Source organism: Paenibacillus sp. 4624, assembly GCF_050435065.1.
In the GTDB taxonomy this organism is placed as follows: domain Bacteria; phylum Bacillota; class Bacilli; order Paenibacillales; family Paenibacillaceae; genus Paenibacillus; species Paenibacillus amylolyticus_D.
Genome location: NZ_JBNDJR010000016.1, coordinates 61,900 through 78,073 on the forward strand (window position 1 = coordinate 61,900; position 16,174 = coordinate 78,073).

Sequence of the window (16,174 nt, forward strand, 5' to 3'; positions counted from 1 at the left end):
CCCTGCTCATGTCGTTTGTTCGATCTGATGTCTGGTCACTGGCGTTCCCAACCGGTAAATTTCCCCGTATACCTGTTGCAAAACAGTTTCATAAGCACGATTCACATCATGTTCCGGCGTGTCCGGCCAAGGAAATACCATTCCTGGAAAAGCTTCTTCTTCCTTTTCCTGCATAAGATAAAGCAATCCCAGCAAATGTTCGGCTTCCTGCGGTGTTGCCTGAATCACCCATTCATACGACGTTACAGCTGGATCTGGTATGACAGAGCGGCCCATGACAGACACATAATAATTGATCCTGTCCATTGCATGTACTCCCCTTCACAGGCAGCTTAAGGCTGTTATCCCTACATGTAGTTTCCGAAGAGGACAGACATTTTATGCCTGCATTCGGCATATATTTGTTACGACCTCTGACGAAAAAGACAACATTTGCTAGCTACTTTCGATTTTTGGCAACATACGGATGAATGACTCGATCAAGAAAGGATGAACAAACCATGTGCGGTATAACCGGCTTCGTACAGTGGAATCGGGATTTGACACAGGAATCGGAGTTGCTCGTGCGGATGACGAATAGCTTATCGAACCGTGGCCCCGACGCTTCGGGTACATGGATTTCCAACCCCTGTGCTTTTGGACATCGCCGCCTCAGCGTAATGGACCCGGAGAACGGGGCACAGCCCATGCATGCGTTACAAGGAGACACCTCCTATACCGTTGTGTATAACGGAGAACTATACAATGCACCCGAATTGAAAAAAGAGCTGCTTCAGCGTGGGCACCATTTCCGTACCCAATGTGACACAGAAGTTCTGCTCGCCTCGTACATTGAATGGGGACCGGTGTGTGTTGAAAAATTTAACGGTATCTTTGCTTTTGCGATATGGGACGGCGGAAGAGAGCAGGTCTTCATGGCTCGTGACCGCCTGGGCGTCAAACCTCTGTTTTACAGTAATGCACAGGATACACTTGTATTTGGTTCGGAACCCAAAGCGTTGCTCCTTCATCCAGATGTGGAAGCCGCAGTAGGCCCCGAAGGACTCGCCGAAGTATTTATTGTCGGACCTGCACGGACACCAGGACATGGTGTGTACTCTTCACTTCATGAACTGAAGCCCGCTCACGCCATGATATACAGCCGTAATGGGATCAAGACCTATGCCTATTGGAAGCTGGAATCCGTCCAACACGAACATAATCTGGAAGAGACCGCAGCTGAAGTACGCCGTCTGTTACAGGATACGCTGGAACGCCAGTTAGCTTCTGATGTTCCTGTATGCTCTCTTTTATCCGGCGGCCTTGACTCCAGTGCCTTATCTGCTCTGGCTGTTGATTATTACAACCGGACAGGGCAAGGTCAAGTGAGTACGTATTCGGTTGATTATGTAGATAATGCAAAACACTTTCAAGCTCATTCGTTTCAGCCCGGGGCAGATGGCCCATGGATTCAGCGGATGGTGGATGAGCTCAAAACCGATCATCGCTGGATCGAAATTGAAAATGGTGAACTCGTTCACGCACTGACTCAAGCCATGCTGGTAAGAGATTTGCCGGGTATGGCAGACGTTGATTCGTCTTTGTATCTGTTCTGTAAAGAGATCAAAAAAGGAGCAACTGTCGCCATCTCCGGCGAAGCTGCTGACGAGGTATTTGGCGGGTACCCATGGTTTCACCGTGATGAAATGCTGAACTCTGGTACATTCCCTTGGTCTGTAGCACCCGACATGCGAGCAGGGCTGTTATCCCCAGACATTCGGGAATGGATCAGACCGCTCGATTACCTTGCAGACCGATATTCGGATGCCGTAGCAGAGGTTCCACTATTAGAAGGGGAAACGGGGAAAACAGCTCAGATGCGCGTGATGTCTTACTTAAATATCACCCGCTTCATGCCTACACTGCTGGATCGCAAAGACCGGATGAGTATGGGTGCTGGTTTGGAAGTACGTGTCCCTTATTGCGATCATCGGCTGATCCAATATGTGTTTAACATTCCCTGGGAAATGAAAATTACAGGGGGAAGAGAGAAAGGTATTTTGCGAAAAGCACTTGAAGGCGTCCTGCCTGACGATGTGCTGTATCGTAAAAAAAGTCCATATCCCAAAACACATAATCCTCAGTATCTTGCGGCAGTGAAGCAGCAAGTGCTTGAAATACTGGATGATCCAACATCGCCGATCCTGCCTCTAATCGACAAAGTACAGATTCGGAATCTCGCCTCTTCACCAGATGCCTCATCCAATCTGCCGTGGTTTGGACAATTAATGTCAGGGCCACAGTTGTTTGCTTATCTGACTCAAATCAATAGCTGGCTGAAGACATATAACGTTGCGATCCGATAAACAAATTCATTCCACCTCTCTTCGCGTACAACTTTAATCACCATACTGCTCTGCAAGCTACCCCATTAATGAGAGTGATCAGCCACAAAAACCTCAAACAAAAATGCCCCGTACCATTAACATGGTGCCGGGGCATTTCACATATTCACCTATTTCTTCATTAAGAAACTTTAAACCGAGCTACAGACTGCTGCAACATCTCCGCCATAGATGAAAGATCATTCGCAGCCGATGCAATCTCTTGCATTGCGGACAATTGCTCTTCGGTTGTTGCACTTACTTCTTCCGTGCCCGCAGCCGCGTTCTCCGTTACGTCCATGATTGATTTCATTGACACATTAATCTGCTCTACACCAGCATTCATCTGTTCAATGGAAGCAGACACCTCCTGCGCTTGTCCCGCAACACCACTTACTGAAGTTCGAATCTCGTCAAAAGTAGATCCTGCCTGGTGCACTAATTGAATCCCTTCTTGCACTTCAGATGATACCACCCTCATCGAATGCGCAGCATTTCTCATGCCTGTCTCAATGGAGGAAACAAGTCCGACGATTTCTCCCGCAGACCGTGCAGATTGCTCTGACAATTTACGAACCTCGGTAGCCACAACCTGAAACCCTCTTCCATGCTCTCCAGCTCTCGCTGCTTCAATGGCTGCATTAAGAGATAACAGATTCGTTTGGGCAGATATTTCCGAGATCGCGTCAACCATTTTCACAATATCTGTCGAGTGCTTACTGAGCTCTCCGATAACTCCCGCAAGGCTCGAAACCGTGTTCTGAATGGAATTCATCTGCCCAACCGCTGAGCGAATGGATTCACTACCTGATATCGCCTGGGCGGAGGCTTCAGCAGCCTGCTCGGAAACAACGGTTGTATTTTCAGCCACTTGCCGGAAACCGGTTGCCAGTTCATTCATCGTCTGGAATCCTTCGCTGACCATGCGAACCTGCGCATCCATTCCTGTTGCGATCTCGCCCATCGTAGTAGCTACTTGTTCATTAGCTATAACCGTCTGTTCAGTACTAGCTGTTAATTCTTCCGACGAAGCTGCTACACGTTCTGCACCATCATTCACCTGATGAATCAGGTTACGCAAATTGAGAGACATCACATTAAATGCTTCAGCCATCTCCCCGATTTCGTCTTTGTTACGAACCTTCATTGGTTCCCCTGTTAAGTCACCTTCCGCAATGCGGCTGGCGGCTTGTGCAACAGCCTGCACCGGTTTTGAGATCATTCGGCCGATGACCATTGCGATTGCTAAGCCAATAAGAATAGAGACGATACCCAGAATGCTGATTAGTCGAAGAACCGTAGCTGTCTGGACATTGGCCGCAGCGATCCCTTCATCCATTGCTTTTTGCTGATGATTTTCCATCGACTCAACAATGTTTTCAAATTCCGTTATAAGCGGCGGAACGGTATTCTCCATTAACCGGGAGATTTCTTCCACCTTCCCTTGCTTGGTCAAAGACATTACGTTTTTTGAGATATCATAATATTGACTCATCAGTTCGCCGGAGTCTACCAGATATTGCTTCATATTGGAACTCGTAACTGTCGCTTTTAAATCTTCGCTCAATTTTATGTAATCTTCATACGATTGCTGAAATGCATCCTCATTCTCCTGTCCAGGTTGCATTATGTAATTCCTCAGAGCCACTTGTTGTGATTTAAGGTCAATCGTCATATTTTTAATTTTAAGCAATTTGCTTGTTCTATCATTGATTAAATTGGTGAACGTTTTCTCTAAACTTACAAATTGAACGTATGAAATAGCTGTAACCGTTATCAACAACACTAAAACGGATGAAAAACCGATAAGTAATTTTTGACTGATGGATATCCTTTTCACGTTGAATTCCTCCCGAATTTCAATACAAGTATGTAAGATAGTTTATATTTTTGCATATCCACCTCCTACAATAAGTCTAAAGACCCACCAATTAAATATATATCAATATAATAATTATATTTATTATTTAATAAACAGGTCTTTATTCCTAATTAATACTAACCCAAAACCACTAAAACTTGAATCAAAAAATATTTTAAATTTACAATAAAAAAAGTCAAGACCCATTTACTAGGATTTACGAATCATTCCTTCATTACAAAAAATAAAAAAACACACCTTCCAGTACACTTGAAACAAACCTTACGGTTTGAAACAAGTACTTACTGAAAGATGAGTTTATTGATGAATGAAGCTGGGATTCCGCTCTAGCAGTCCTGTGCCAAATGTTTCTCTGAACGGGGAATCCTGCATATGAATATACCCGATGTAACAACCGCATTTTTTCATACCACAAGGTCGGTCTTTAGCCAAAGCCTGCAAGCCATCACGATAGAGATGACCAATGATGCGTCGATCCTTATAACATCTTTTTACATGACCCGAGCCTTGAACATAAAACACATCCGTGCCCGCTGCGCAGCGCTTGCCCAAACTGTCGTAGTCCTGCAAATTCCCCTCAAAGAACGGGTCAATGTCCTTGAGAAACTTGATTTCGTCAGGGGTGTAATAGTTCCGCCGATCTTTGAACGCATTGATCCACATATATACATCGTCAGGCAAGGCACTCCTCATGGATACTATGGCCGGAAATGCACTACGTAGTCCAACCGTGCCGACGCTAAAAGACAGCCCCATCTGACGTAATGTCATACATTGGTTCACAAATGAAGCCTCTTTGGTCTCACGAGGGTGATACGTCGCCCAGAAAGCAGCTTTGTCTACATGCAACTCACTTGCCCAATCCAGTTTCACAGAAAGGTTGGTCTGAATCGCCACCTTATCCACGTGAGTCATATGTGACAATTCAATCATCGCTTCCCGATACCAGCGCCTCACCAACGCTTCTCCGTAGGGGTTAAAAAAGATCGAAAAACGATGCCCATGAATCTCCTGTTCTCTCACCCAGCTTACAAACTGGCGTAGTTGCTGTTCATCCACATTTAACGTTTCTTTGGAATCCACTGTTTTGCTAAACGGACAATAAGGGCAGTCATAGTTACAGGATGACAACTTCCCCCGGTAATACAAGGTTGCTCTCATGAGAAAACAAATCCTTCCATCTGCTCCCGAATATCCGCAGAAATAAGCCAGTCTCCAATGGCATCGGAATATCCAAGTCCATTCTCTTTCAAACGCAGTACTTGCTCATTTTCTTCGACATCGAAGCATGCCATCTCTTCTACCAACAATTCGTTCAGCCACGGGTAGTCAGACATCACATGAGTGCCAAACCTCTCTTGGTAAGCAGACAACATAAGTCCCTCCCGATGCAGCAATGCTTTTAGTATAAATCGACGTTTCTGCTCTTCACGGCTTAACACAATGCCATAATCAGCCACATCATAACGCTCGGTGCTCACATAATCAGCAATAATGCTTTGTGTTGCCTTATAGGTCACACCATATTTAGATGCATAATGAACCTCGCTCGTATAGGAGCGGGCACCACATCCCAGACCGACCATGCCTTCTTCCTGACAACTGTATGGTAACAGTGGTTTGGCAGAAGACTGCTCCTTCGCAAATCTTCTCATCGAATATTGCGTGTACCCTTTGCTTTTTAAAAGTTCACGTGCAGCTTTGTACAGTTGCATCCGAATATCGGGTCCTTGACGCTGAATATCCTCTGGCTTTACGATCGTATTTTCCCGTGTATATAAAGGATAAATAAATACTTCCCCCGGATCATAAGCCAGCACACGTTCAAGGGAATAAATCCATGTCTCCTCCGTTTGTCCCGGTAAACCATAGATCAGATCCAGATTCAACAGCGGAAAATCATGACGAACCAACTTCTCCAGAGCACGTTCTACCTCTTGTGGTTTTTGCGGACGATAGATGGCGGATGCCTCTGCTTCAATAAAGCTCTGAATTCCCATACTCACCCGATCCACGCGTCGTTCCTTCAAGATGCTTAATTTTCCATCCGTAACGGTGTCAGGGGATGTCTCCACCGATATAGAAGCTTGCGACGCATCTAGTCTCATCGTATGTTCAGCAATGTCAAACAGACGGCTTAGCTGTGTCTCATTCAACAATGTGGGGGTTCCCCCACCAATTGCAAACCTCGAATACGGTCTACGTGAAGTCACTGGCGCCCACTGCTTCGCTTGACGTTCAAGTGCGTCAACATACTGTTCATGGCTGTCCTGCCGCTTGTCCGGCAGTGTGAACAGATTACAAAACCCGCAACGTGCAGCGCAAAAAGGGATGTGCATGTATAAAAAATAAGTTTCCGTGTCTTCCTTCTCCCACAGAGATTGAAGCGGAATAGGCGGATTCAATTCACGATATGCCGTCTTATGCGGGTAAGAGTACAGATAGGAACGATACGGGAATGTCAGCACATCACGAAGACTTGTTGCTGGATTGGAGCCAGACTGTGTGGCACCTGCTGTAGCTCGCTCTGCATACTCACTCATCGGCTTCCCTCCTTATAAAATAAATTCACGATACGGCACCGTCCAAACAACATCATGCGCCAGTCGGTGTCCGTGATACCCATCCTCACCATAGGCAGTGCCATGGTCAGAAAAAGCAAGACAGAACGTTGGCCGTTCTCGCTTTCTCATCGCTTCAAACAAAGGTCCTAACGCCTTGTCCACATATCGCAATGCAGCTCTTTGCGTCTCTACCGAGTCCTCTCGGACTCCCTCAACGAAGTATCGGTTGGGGCCGTGAATAGCGGAAACGTTCATGAAAAGAAAAAGTTTCTCATCTGGCTCCATCTGATTAAGCAGCTTTAAGGCATGGTTGACTTGATTCTCTGTTGACCTTGGATTGGTAACCCCAAAATTCATGCGCCAATAACTTTGCTGAAAATAACCAGGCAGGACTTTGGCGAGAGGATTTTTTTTCGTAAAAAATATAACGCCACCGATACAGATCGTTCGATACCCCTCAGCGGCAAATCCGGACACGATATCTGGTGTATCAAACAACCAAGTATGAGGATGGGTTTGAAGTCCAGTATTTCGAGAATGGAACAACCGGATATGCGATGCTTTGTCTGTATTTGCAGGTGTAGGCATAAAACCGCCAAAAAAAGCATGGTGAGCAGCATACGTAAAGCTCCCCGGGGTATGCCGTTTCTCCCACGAACCGGAGCCACATAGATTGGGGCAGTGCTGCTCTTCCAGCTTGGCAACATCATATCGCAGCGTATCCAGTGTAATCATCAATATATCATGGGAGCCTACAATGGTGTTCATATCAGGCATGTCTGACAGGCTCCTTTCGCAAAAGCTTCATTTCCCATTCATACGGGGTCAATTCTTGATGTTTGACTCGGTATAACAAGTCTCCGAACGGGTTCACATCCAGCACATATGCTCGTGGTTCCATGCCGCTGGTAAGCATCACATCAATGCCTGCCGACCATGAATTGGGGAAAGTCAGCATCGTATCCTGAGCTGCTCTCTGGATAATCGACATATGTGGCTCGGGCAGACCAGCTTCTGCTGGCAGCATGCGCTCATTCCGCAGATGAAGATTCGTGATTGGGGTATGGCTAAGACGCATCACCGCATGACCAGCCTGCCCCGCCGCTACAAGTTGACGAATATCATAAGCGCGTTGATTCAGCGTTGCTTTGGGCATCCACCGTTCAATTTGAGCCCCTTCAGCACAAAGCCAGTCCAATAGCGTACGAATTTCTTCAAGATGGGTATACCTTTGCAGTTTACCCTCATTGTAAAAGAGCGTTCGCCCCTGGGTCGTCTCCATACCTACGGTTGTCACAGCGATCTCCGCACCTGTTCGCGGATTCACCTGATATGCAACCACACCAGAAGCAGCCGAGCCACAGGCAAGCTTGACAAAAACACGATGCATCCGTGATGCATCCATCGCCGCTCGCAACTGTTCCCAGCACTGAATTGGCTCGGAAGAAGGTAATATCGGTGGCACTGAAATCCCGTGACGCGTGAGGTGAAGCTGGCATTGTCTTTTATCAAACATCATGCCAATCTCATCAGGATCATTCCAGAATTGCACATCAGGCCATACTTCACGCGCTTCTCGGGCAATTCGGTCAAGACAAGCCTTCCAGCCCCTGAACCATTGGGCAGGTGCGTAAATTCTGCCCCATTGTTGCTCTAATGTGAGCGCTGCTTCGGCGGAGAAAGATTCCCGTGTTGCCTGATTCATCGAAGATATCAGGTCATTCGGCACGCTAAGATTCGAGCTCTCAAAGCTCGTCGATGGATTGCTCAATACTATACCGCCAAAGCCTTCGTAGTCGACAGCCCCGAGATGCAACAGGCCCCGCTCTACCTCCCAATGTTCTCCGGGAGCATCCAGTCGGATAAGCAGGCTAGGCGAGATCGATGGAACAAGTTCAGCCAGACTGCCGCCATGTCTCCAGGTTTGGAGCAACTTCTCATAAGCCAACACGGCCGCAGGTTTCATGCCCATTCGTTTCCTGGCTTCTTGTAGACCTGCTGTACGCCGATTATCCGGATTGCCGATTAATAACAAAGGCTTTTCATCCAACTTCAACATCGTTTACTCTGTCACCATCGGGAAACGCCAGTCATCTTCATCACTTTCCTGCTGATCACTAACATCCACGGATATGCCCAATTGATTAAAACGCTCCATGACTTCATCCGTCATGAAGTGATAGCTTAAGTCCAGATATTTCAACTGTTTAATTTTATCGCTGGCAAGCAGCGCTTCTGCACCTTCATCAGATAACGTTCCATCCGAAAGATCAAGCACCTGAATTTGATCCAGAATCGGTGCATCTGCAACAGCCTTTGCGATCTCATCCTGTATTTCGCTGTTCTTCAGGCCAAGGTACTCCAGTTTAGGAAAACGCCCTTTTTCAATCAAAGGCAATACGTCCTCTAATGAACCGTTAAACCCGTAATCTTCCACACCCAGATACAGTTCGAGCTTGCGCAATTCAGGCAATTCAGCGGCAGCAATGGAATGTAACACTTTTTTCGGCAGACCGCCACAGATAATCACTAATTCTTCCAGTTTGTTATGCTTCAGAGGTTCAAGTTCCAGTCCGCTGCTCCCTTGGATTACAAAGGAAGTCAGATTAGGAAAGGCATGCAGGATTGGCGCTATATTCGTCTGAACAATCCATGAAATTTCACATTCTTCGGACTCCATATCTCCGATAAACAATTGTTTTAGAGCCGGAAAACTTGGTGCAAGCTGAATTAACGTATCTTTGAATTCCTGCGGAGAATTTTCATAAGCTTGTCCCCAATCTCCAATGATCAAACTTTCCAGCGTAGCCGCTTCCGGTTTCGCTGCCAAATCTTGAAGAAGTGTCTCCATTCGTATACCTTCTTCATAGTCATCGTAATTTACAACCAGCTTCACTTCTTGCATGCCAAATCCCTCCCGTATAAGGTGTATCATCTTTCACTAATCTGAATGTTAACCCATACCCGGGCTGACTTGCAACTTCTTCCAACCCCAGTCCCAATGCCATTCCCAATCGTGCAAACCACCTCCTGTTCGGTATAGGAAAAAGAACGCATGTTCCCCATATATGAAATTCTTTATCAGTCATGATATCTAGGTACATGGAAGGACCACACTTGATTAGCTCAACAACGCATATGAAAAAGACGTTAACAGAGTGACAACCTTATCCCACAGGAATGAAAGTTGTTTCCATTAACGCCTTGATGAATTCAATGCTTCTCTTGCTTGCTTCATGCAATAAAGAAAGTCAATCGATTCAGCACACTAGCGAAGCATGTAGCCAACCTCGCCTTTTATGCTTTCAAGCGGGAAACGAGTGCTCGCAGTGCATGACCCCGATGACTGATCGCTTGTTTTTGTTCCAACGTAAGTTCTGCCATCGTCTTCTCATATTCCGGCACATAGAAGAGCGGATCATATCCAAAACCGCCTTCGCCTGCAGCATCAGCTGTAATCCAGCCATCAGCCGAACCTTCGGCTTCATACTTGTCTCCGCTTGCTGGATCGTATAACACAAGTGCGCACACAAATTGTGCAGGACTTAACAGCGGTTGCTGGGAATCCTCACCAGACTTTAACGCAGCAAGTGCATCCAATAGCTTGGCATTGTTCTGGGTATCAGTCGCACCTGCACCAGCATATCTTGCGGAATATACACCCGGTTCTCCATTCAGCAAATCTACACAAAGTCCTGAATCGTCTGCCAGAACAGGTAGCCCAAGCGCATCACCGACGGTCTTTGCTTTTTTCCACGCGTTCTCGGCAAAGGTAACACCATCTTCCACAACATCCGGAAGTTCTGGATAATCAAACATGCTTTTGACCTCTTTGCCCAGTGGAGCAAAAGCATGCGCGAATTCACGCACTTTTCCTGCATTGCGGGTGGCAACAATGATAACCGGGCTGTCCAGACTCATCTTAAGCCTCACCCAATCCACGTGAACCAATCTTCAGCGCGATCGGTCCAAGGGCTTCTTTTTGCCGCTCGATCATTTCCAAAATTCCCTGTTCGCCAAGTTCCAGCATCGCATTCAATTCACGACGGTCAAATGGTGCTTCTTCACCTGTTCCCTGAAGTTCCACGTATTTCCCGCTTCCCGTCATCACCAGGTTCATGTCCACTTTGGCTTTGGAGTCCTCATCATAATTCAGATCCAGTACCGGCTGTTCTCCGACAACACCTACGCTCACGGAAGCAAGGAAATCTGTGATCGGGAACACCTGCAGTTTATGTTGCTGCGAAATTTTGTTCACAGCGAGCGCGAGTGCCACAAATGAACCGGTAATGGACGTTGTGCGTGTGCCACCATCTGCCTGAATAACATCACAGTCCAGCGTAATGGTACGCTCCCCAAGTGCCTGCAAATTCACGACCGAACGAAGAGCACGGCCGATCAGACGTTGAATCTCCATTGTGCGTCCTGTCAGTTTGCCGCGATTCGCTTCACGCTGGTTACGAGTGTGCGTGGCACGCGGAAGCATGGAGTATTCCGCTGTAACCCAGCCCTTGCCCTGCCCTTTCATAAAAGGCGGAACACGTTCCTCCACCGTTGCCGTACAGATTACCTTTGTATCACCGACTTCAATCAATACGGAGCCCTCGGCGTATTTATTCGTGTTAATTGTTAAATTCATCGGGCGCAGCTGTTCGCTAGTTCGTCCGTTAGATCTCATATTTTCTGCCTCCTACGACTTAAGCATCCTGTAATGTTGAACTTGTTCTCTTTAACAACAATCCTTTATATTTTACCAAAGAGTTCAGTTAAAAGCACCCTCGGTGCTCTCTTATCTGTTAAATCGGGATTTCGTTAATGTATTCCGGCTTGGACACTGGCGCACTGTAATCCCGGTTATCATCACCTTTGACCGTTTTTTGCCCGTTCCATTCAATCTGCACTTTGGCATCTTTGCTGACTGTATTCTCTGCGGTTGTCAGGACAACGGACTGCAACAACTCACTAGGTACAATATCCCCTTCCGTGAACATATCATCCTTCAGTGCAACCGTCACCGTTCCATCTTCAGACGTCTTAACGGACTGTAACTCCGTTCCACCTGTCATCACTTCTTCCAGTTCTCCGTCCTTGGCTGGCCCCTTAATCAATTCGTTTAAAGCGGCCTGAACGCGGTCTCCACCTGGAGCCACAAGCCGTGTAACAGGAACATAATACTGCACACCAGCAGGAGAAGCGGCTGAAAAATAAACCGTCACCGGACTGCTGTTCGTTGTGAAGGACTCACCTAAATCCAGATTAATGCCTACTGCACGATTCAGCGGCTCCGGCAAAGGTGTACTGTTGACAGGCATTTGGCTCAGCTTTTTGCCATCCACCCAAATCTGTACATTGTTAATCTCAGGCGTACCTGTCAGCGTCCATGTCACGGCTTCCAGCATTTTACGCTCATCTTTGGCATCGTATTTGGCAAAGTTACCCGAGAACTCGACAACAGCCAGCTTGTCATCGGAGTGAATGGTTACATTCTGCACTACCGTTCCCTGTGGCAATACACCCTTGAATCCTTCAGGTAACATTCCAGCATATGCTCCGCCTGTAACTAATGTATCCAAAGCTGTCTTCGGGCTGCTTACATCGGTTCCGGATGGAAGGGTTAACGAGACTGGAGCAAGCATACCTTGCTGGTCCTGCAAATACACCGTCGTGAGCGGAAGCGTTGCGAGCTTTCCATCACCTTCAGCGGCCTGAATCATAGCGGCTTCCTGAATACGCGGCGGCGGATCAATCGCTTCTGAAGATTGGGCACCGAACATTCCACAACCAGATAATACGACAGGAATGCCAAGCAATGCCGCTGCCGATGCCTTACGTAAAGATGGGATTTTTCTCATGATCACGTTCCCCCTCATCATTTTTACAGTTTGTACTACCATGTATACGAGCCTTCGTTCAAAAAATAACTACTTTTTGCACAAGCTCTTGCCCAATCTGGCAATCTTCTTGTGATACCAACATAAAAGCAACGCAATACGGTTAATAACGTATGTAAGTTAGATGTATACAATCATCGATATATAACTTGAATGAATTTTTACACGTTAACGGAGAGGACAGAAAAAACCTGGAAAAGCGGAGCGGTCGCCTAAAAGCTTTCTGCAAGAAAGCTACTTTTAAAGCATACGCTTATCACCGGATTTCCCCCTTTGAAAATAGGAATCAAAAAAATCCGGGGATAACCGCTACTCTCAAGGTTCTTCTGTCATCGAAGTGTTCCCGTGTAAACCTCTTCGTTCAATTTATATTTACACCAGAGGAGGATTCGCCCATGGAACATCCGGAGCAGGAAAAAATCCCTTACAGTCTGAATAGCCGCAAAGTTGCCGAAGCCACAAGGGAATGGTTGCACAAACGGGGCGTCACGATCCCTGAGATCGCAGAACTGGTCATGTTGCTTCAGAAAAAGTATTATCCTGGACTAACGATGGAAGAATGCATTGAGAACGTGGAGATGGTTTTGAAAAAACGCGAGGTACAAAATGCGGTGTTAACCGGCATTCAGCTTGATCTGCTGGCGGAACAAGGACAACTGATCTCTCCTCTGCAAGAGATGATTGAGAACGATGAAGGACTGTATGGCGTAGATGAAATTCTCGCCTTCTCGATTGTGAATGTATATGGAAGTATCGGATTTACCAATTACGGTTATGTGGACAAGCTGAAACCCGGGGTATTGGAACGTCTCAACGACAAAAGCCTTGGGCCTGTGCATACGTTCTTCGACGATATTGTCGGTGCCATCGCTTCAGCCGCCAGCAGTCGTATTGCTCATCGCAAACAATCCGAGCTTGAAGAAGCATTGGGAGAAAACCCGGTCAGCGACGACAAGATTTAGATTTAGTTTAGATTGGCAGTAACAGCAACCAAAGGCATGAAATTGCTTCATTTTCACATGGGTACATATCTGCCTGAACCACGTTGCAGGAACATTAGTCGAAGGAAAACGAGTCAAAAAAAGCGGCCTGTGCAGGCCGCTTCTCTATTTCATATGGCTAATTTAATGGCTTATTGATTAGTTGTGCACCATGTCAAGAAGCATGCTAGGCAGCTGACCCAGGTTGCAACAGTTATTTGAGCTGCTCTTGCCCCAAAGGCACAGCCAATCCGCAGGTTTCTGCCCATTTTCGATCCTTCATCGATTCTGATTCGGTCCGTTTGGGTCCAATCGTGATCTCAGGTCCTTTTCGCTCTCGCATCAGACCACGCAATACCGTGATACCAATAATGCTGATTCCGGTAAATACATACATCAGGCGCATGAGCACATGACCCGAGTCACTTCCCGTTACCATGCCATGAATCAACAACCCGGCGAATACCGGATAAGACAACATGTGGAACATAAACCACCATTTGCGCCCCAGCTTGTTGCGCAGATCACTGGACAACAACACGATCAGCAGGCCGTAGAAAGCTAACGTTCCCAGTCCAGTGCCAATCGGGTGCACCGACGCTGTAAAAGGAATCAGCAGTTCTCTCCAGGTAAACGGGCTGTAGTGATCAATAACCAGCATAAGTGCATGTGTGATGCCAAGTCCAAAGGCAAGCCAGGTTGTTCGTGTATGCCACTCAAACATGACAGCTTTTGGTTTCCCCTTCGCAATCGGCATCCCTTGAGCAATGCCTAGAAACACACCCGCAAAAAGCAGTACATACGCAGCAATTCCACTGATACGAATGATATTCCACGTTGGCAGGTAATCTACAATCCACTGTGCCATAACCGGTTCCCCCAAATCTATTAGACTTGTCTCGTTCCTATTCGATCAAGCTAAAACGATGATCCGGGTCGAATCCAGGCCAGCGCTCAGCAAGTGTTGATGAATTCCCTCTAAAATAAACGTTTCCCTGCCCGGTAATCCAGAGAACATCATGTCGGTCATAATGACGATTAAGCCAGTTCACTGCTTCTGCGCTCCCCAAGATCGATACAGTCTTGGCTATAATTTCGCACTGTGAAGCATGCTGACCAACGACGGTGCATTGTAAAATATCTGTGTCTGCCGGTTTCATCGTCCGTGGATCAATCAGATGATGTGCTCTATTACCCTTGTTATCTTGCCACTGTCTACGTGTAACCCCTGATGTAGCGACAGCCCCTCGTTGTAACCGTACCGCTCCCAACACATTTTGCGTCTGTGGAGACGGGTTAGTTACGTCCAGTGTCCAATGAGGGTGGTCTGTTGTACCCCATACCTGAATGTCACCGCCTGCATTAATCATTCCCGCAGGAATGTTCATTCTCTTCTGCAGCCAGTCCGCGATACGCTCTACAGCCCAGCCCTTTACAATACCGCCAAGATCGAGCTCCGTTCCCGGGTCGAGATGCACCATCCGGCTCCCTTCCCGCTGTATCCAGCTTGGACGACTGTAGTCAAACGGCTCTTCACTCATGCCAGCCGCTTCCGATTTTATTGTAGATATCAGACGCTCCACCAAAGGTCGCTGGGATGGTCGCTGCTGTATCTTTTCAAAGCTTACATCATATCCCGATGAACGAAGAGCCTTCATGATGCTGGGTTGGAAGATGCCTTCCGTTTGTCCGATATATCCATATGCTAAGCTGAGCACCTCATCCATCGCAGCCGAGACAGAGATCCATCCATGACTCTCATTCAGACGAGTTAATTCACTATCAGCCACAAAACGGCTAAAACGCTGCTCCTGTGTTTCGAACCAGTTTTTGACGAGGGAGGCGGCGTGTTCCGCTTGTTCTCTATCTGCCAACAACTGTACTTCCACCTTCGTGTTCATCGCGTGAAAATAAAATCGGAGGGGACGTACAGCCTGCTCTGTGCGGCTCATGATGCACCTGTGCGTGACTGATAATTGCCATGATTGCTTTCAGAGCCCGAGCGCAGCGAATTGGCCTGATCCTGATTTGACCCAACCGAGTATCCGTCTGTATCCCAATTGTACTGATCCGCACCGTCTGGAGACCATTCATCCATCACATCGTCACGTGAATCCACCCGTGTGGAAGCTGTTATTCCAGTGTCTGTCCCATTCGCCGCCGCATAAGCTGCGTCAAATGCATCCGAGGTTCTTACATATTGAAAGAGTGCAGCCACAGTTAATGTAGCCGCAGCCGAAGCTTGCCATTTCCGCCATTGGTTCCGTTTACGTCTTGTCATCGCTGATCCCTGCTTTCTATAGCGAAGTTCATAGTTGTATGATAGGCTCCCTGGCTTAAAAGAAGCTGAATAAACGGTTAACCGTGCCTAAAGCTTTTCGTTTTTTCTCACAAAAAAAAGCCCCGAACAGGTATATCCTGCTCAGGGATAACGATAAGATCACGATTCGGAAATAGCTATGAACAACTGTGCAAATGTGTCTATAGGCATTCT

15 protein-coding genes are annotated in these 16,174 nt (G+C 47.1%); 2 read left to right on the forward strand and 13 right to left on the reverse strand.

All coding sequences use genetic code 11. The features are described 5' to 3' along the window. Nucleotides 1–6: 6 nt before the first annotated feature. Nucleotides 7–306: a hypothetical protein gene (locus tag ABIE27_RS27430; protein ID WP_429352017.1), complete on the reverse strand. Its 300-nt coding sequence runs from the start codon at nt 304–306 to the stop codon at nt 7–9. A 194-nt stretch (nt 307–500) separates the two neighbouring features. Between ABIE27_RS27430 and asnB the strand changes: the two genes are divergently transcribed. Further along, the gene (gene asnB, locus ABIE27_RS27435; protein ID WP_123064580.1) at nt 501–2,345 is read left to right on the forward strand and encodes an asparagine synthase (glutamine-hydrolyzing); all 1,845 of its coding nucleotides are present in this window, start codon (nt 501–503) and stop codon (nt 2,343–2,345) included. A 160-nt stretch (nt 2,346–2,505) separates the two neighbouring features. Here asnB and ABIE27_RS27440 read toward each other — a convergent pair whose 3' ends face one another. From ABIE27_RS27440 to ABIE27_RS27480, 9 genes are all read right to left on the reverse strand, one after another. Beyond that, on the reverse strand, nt 2,506–4,203 hold the full coding sequence (locus tag ABIE27_RS27440; RefSeq protein WP_429352018.1) for a methyl-accepting chemotaxis protein: 1,698 nt from the start codon (nt 4,201–4,203) through the stop codon (nt 2,506–2,508). Nucleotides 4,204–4,542: 339 nt separating this feature from the next. Continuing rightward, on the reverse strand, nt 4,543–5,406 hold the full coding sequence (locus tag ABIE27_RS27445; protein WP_123064582.1) for an STM4011 family radical SAM protein: 864 nt from the start codon (nt 5,404–5,406) through the stop codon (nt 4,543–4,545). Continuing rightward, on the reverse strand, nt 5,403–6,788 hold the full coding sequence (locus ABIE27_RS27450) for an STM4012 family radical SAM protein (protein WP_429352019.1): 1,386 nt from the start codon (nt 6,786–6,788) through the stop codon (nt 5,403–5,405). Before ABIE27_RS27450 ends, ABIE27_RS27445 begins: the two co-directional genes overlap by 4 nt. 12 nt (nt 6,789–6,800) lie before the next feature. Next, on the reverse strand, nt 6,801–7,586 hold the full coding sequence (locus ABIE27_RS27455) for an STM4013/SEN3800 family hydrolase (protein ID WP_429352020.1): 786 nt from the start codon (nt 7,584–7,586) through the stop codon (nt 6,801–6,803). Beyond that, nucleotides 7,579–8,868: an STM4014 family protein gene (locus tag ABIE27_RS27460; protein WP_429352021.1), complete on the reverse strand. Its 1,290-nt coding sequence runs from the start codon at nt 8,866–8,868 to the stop codon at nt 7,579–7,581. The genes ABIE27_RS27455 and ABIE27_RS27460 overlap by 8 nt, the downstream gene beginning before the upstream one ends. A gap of 3 nt (nt 8,869–8,871) precedes the next feature. Further along, nucleotides 8,872–9,714, reverse strand: coding sequence for an STM4015 family protein (locus tag ABIE27_RS27465; RefSeq protein WP_429352022.1), 843 nt, complete (start codon nt 9,712–9,714; stop codon nt 8,872–8,874). Nucleotides 9,715–10,106: 392 nt separating this feature from the next. Further along, nucleotides 10,107–10,730: an XTP/dITP diphosphatase gene (locus ABIE27_RS27470; RefSeq protein ID WP_123064587.1), complete on the reverse strand. Its 624-nt coding sequence runs from the start codon at nt 10,728–10,730 to the stop codon at nt 10,107–10,109. Between the two features lies 1 nt (nt 10,731). After that, nucleotides 10,732–11,487 carry a ribonuclease PH gene (gene rph / locus ABIE27_RS27475; protein ID WP_123064588.1) on the reverse strand — a complete coding sequence of 252 codons (756 nt, stop codon included), beginning with the start codon at nt 11,485–11,487 and terminating at the stop codon, nt 10,732–10,734. 118 nt (nt 11,488–11,605) lie between these two features. Further along, nucleotides 11,606–12,661 carry a GerMN domain-containing protein gene (locus tag ABIE27_RS27480; protein WP_123064589.1) on the reverse strand — a complete coding sequence of 352 codons (1,056 nt, stop codon included), beginning with the start codon at nt 12,659–12,661 and terminating at the stop codon, nt 11,606–11,608. A gap of 434 nt (nt 12,662–13,095) precedes the next feature. Between ABIE27_RS27480 and ABIE27_RS27485 the strand changes: the two genes are divergently transcribed. Beyond that, on the forward strand, nt 13,096–13,662 hold the full coding sequence (locus tag ABIE27_RS27485) for a phosphatidylglycerophosphatase A family protein (protein ID WP_429352023.1): 567 nt from the start codon (nt 13,096–13,098) through the stop codon (nt 13,660–13,662). A 232-nt stretch (nt 13,663–13,894) separates the two neighbouring features. Here the strand turns inward: ABIE27_RS27485 and ABIE27_RS27490 are convergent, their stop codons facing one another. The 3 genes from ABIE27_RS27490 to ABIE27_RS27500 are packed head-to-tail and all read right to left on the reverse strand — an operon-like array spanning nt 13,895 to nt 15,961. After that, complete coding sequence (locus ABIE27_RS27490) at nt 13,895–14,548, reverse strand: ferric reductase-like transmembrane domain-containing protein (RefSeq protein ID WP_123064591.1); 654 nt, start codon at nt 14,546–14,548, stop codon at nt 13,895–13,897. 37 nt (nt 14,549–14,585) lie between these two features. Then, nucleotides 14,586–15,632, reverse strand: coding sequence for an FAD:protein FMN transferase (locus ABIE27_RS27495; RefSeq protein WP_123064592.1), 1,047 nt, complete (start codon nt 15,630–15,632; stop codon nt 14,586–14,588). After that, a complete protein-coding gene (locus ABIE27_RS27500) occupies nt 15,629–15,961 on the reverse strand; it encodes a hypothetical protein (protein ID WP_123064593.1) in 333 nt (110 codons plus the stop codon). Before ABIE27_RS27500 ends, ABIE27_RS27495 begins: the two co-directional genes overlap by 4 nt. Between the last annotated feature and the right edge of the window lie 213 nt (nt 15,962–16,174).

Excerpts from the sequence above, each read along its gene's own strand:
- ABIE27_RS27465 (WP_429352022.1), bottom strand. The coding sequence starts at position 9,714 with ATGCAAGAAGTGAAGCTGGTTGTAAATTACGATGACTATGAAGAAGGT.
- ABIE27_RS27470 (WP_123064587.1), bottom strand. The coding sequence starts at position 10,730 with ATGAGTCTGGACAGCCCGGTTATCATTGTTGCCACCCGCAATGCAGGA.
- ABIE27_RS27460 (WP_429352021.1), bottom strand. The coding sequence starts at position 8,868 with ATGTTGAAGTTGGATGAAAAGCCTTTGTTATTAATCGGCAATCCGGAT.
- ABIE27_RS27495 (WP_123064592.1), bottom strand. The coding sequence starts at position 15,632 with ATGAGCCGCACAGAGCAGGCTGTACGTCCCCTCCGATTTTATTTTCAC.
- ABIE27_RS27450 (WP_429352019.1), bottom strand. The coding sequence starts at position 6,788 with ATGAGTGAGTATGCAGAGCGAGCTACAGCAGGTGCCACACAGTCTGGC.
- rph (WP_123064588.1), bottom strand. The coding sequence starts at position 11,487 with ATGAGATCTAACGGACGAACTAGCGAACAGCTGCGCCCGATGAATTTA.
- ABIE27_RS27445 (WP_123064582.1), bottom strand. The coding sequence starts at position 5,406 with ATGAGAGCAACCTTGTATTACCGGGGGAAGTTGTCATCCTGTAACTAT.
- asnB (WP_123064580.1), top strand. The coding sequence starts at position 501 with ATGTGCGGTATAACCGGCTTCGTACAGTGGAATCGGGATTTGACACAG.
- ABIE27_RS27500 (WP_123064593.1), bottom strand. The coding sequence starts at position 15,961 with ATGACAAGACGTAAACGGAACCAATGGCGGAAATGGCAAGCTTCGGCT.
- ABIE27_RS27490 (WP_123064591.1), bottom strand. The coding sequence starts at position 14,548 with ATGGCACAGTGGATTGTAGATTACCTGCCAACGTGGAATATCATTCGT.
- ABIE27_RS27480 (WP_123064589.1), bottom strand. The coding sequence starts at position 12,661 with ATGAGAAAAATCCCATCTTTACGTAAGGCATCGGCAGCGGCATTGCTT.
- ABIE27_RS27455 (WP_429352020.1), bottom strand. The coding sequence starts at position 7,586 with ATGCCTGATATGAACACCATTGTAGGCTCCCATGATATATTGATGATT.
- ABIE27_RS27430 (WP_429352017.1), bottom strand. The coding sequence starts at position 306 with ATGGACAGGATCAATTATTATGTGTCTGTCATGGGCCGCTCTGTCATA.
- ABIE27_RS27485 (WP_429352023.1), top strand. The coding sequence starts at position 13,096 with ATGGAACATCCGGAGCAGGAAAAAATCCCTTACAGTCTGAATAGCCGC.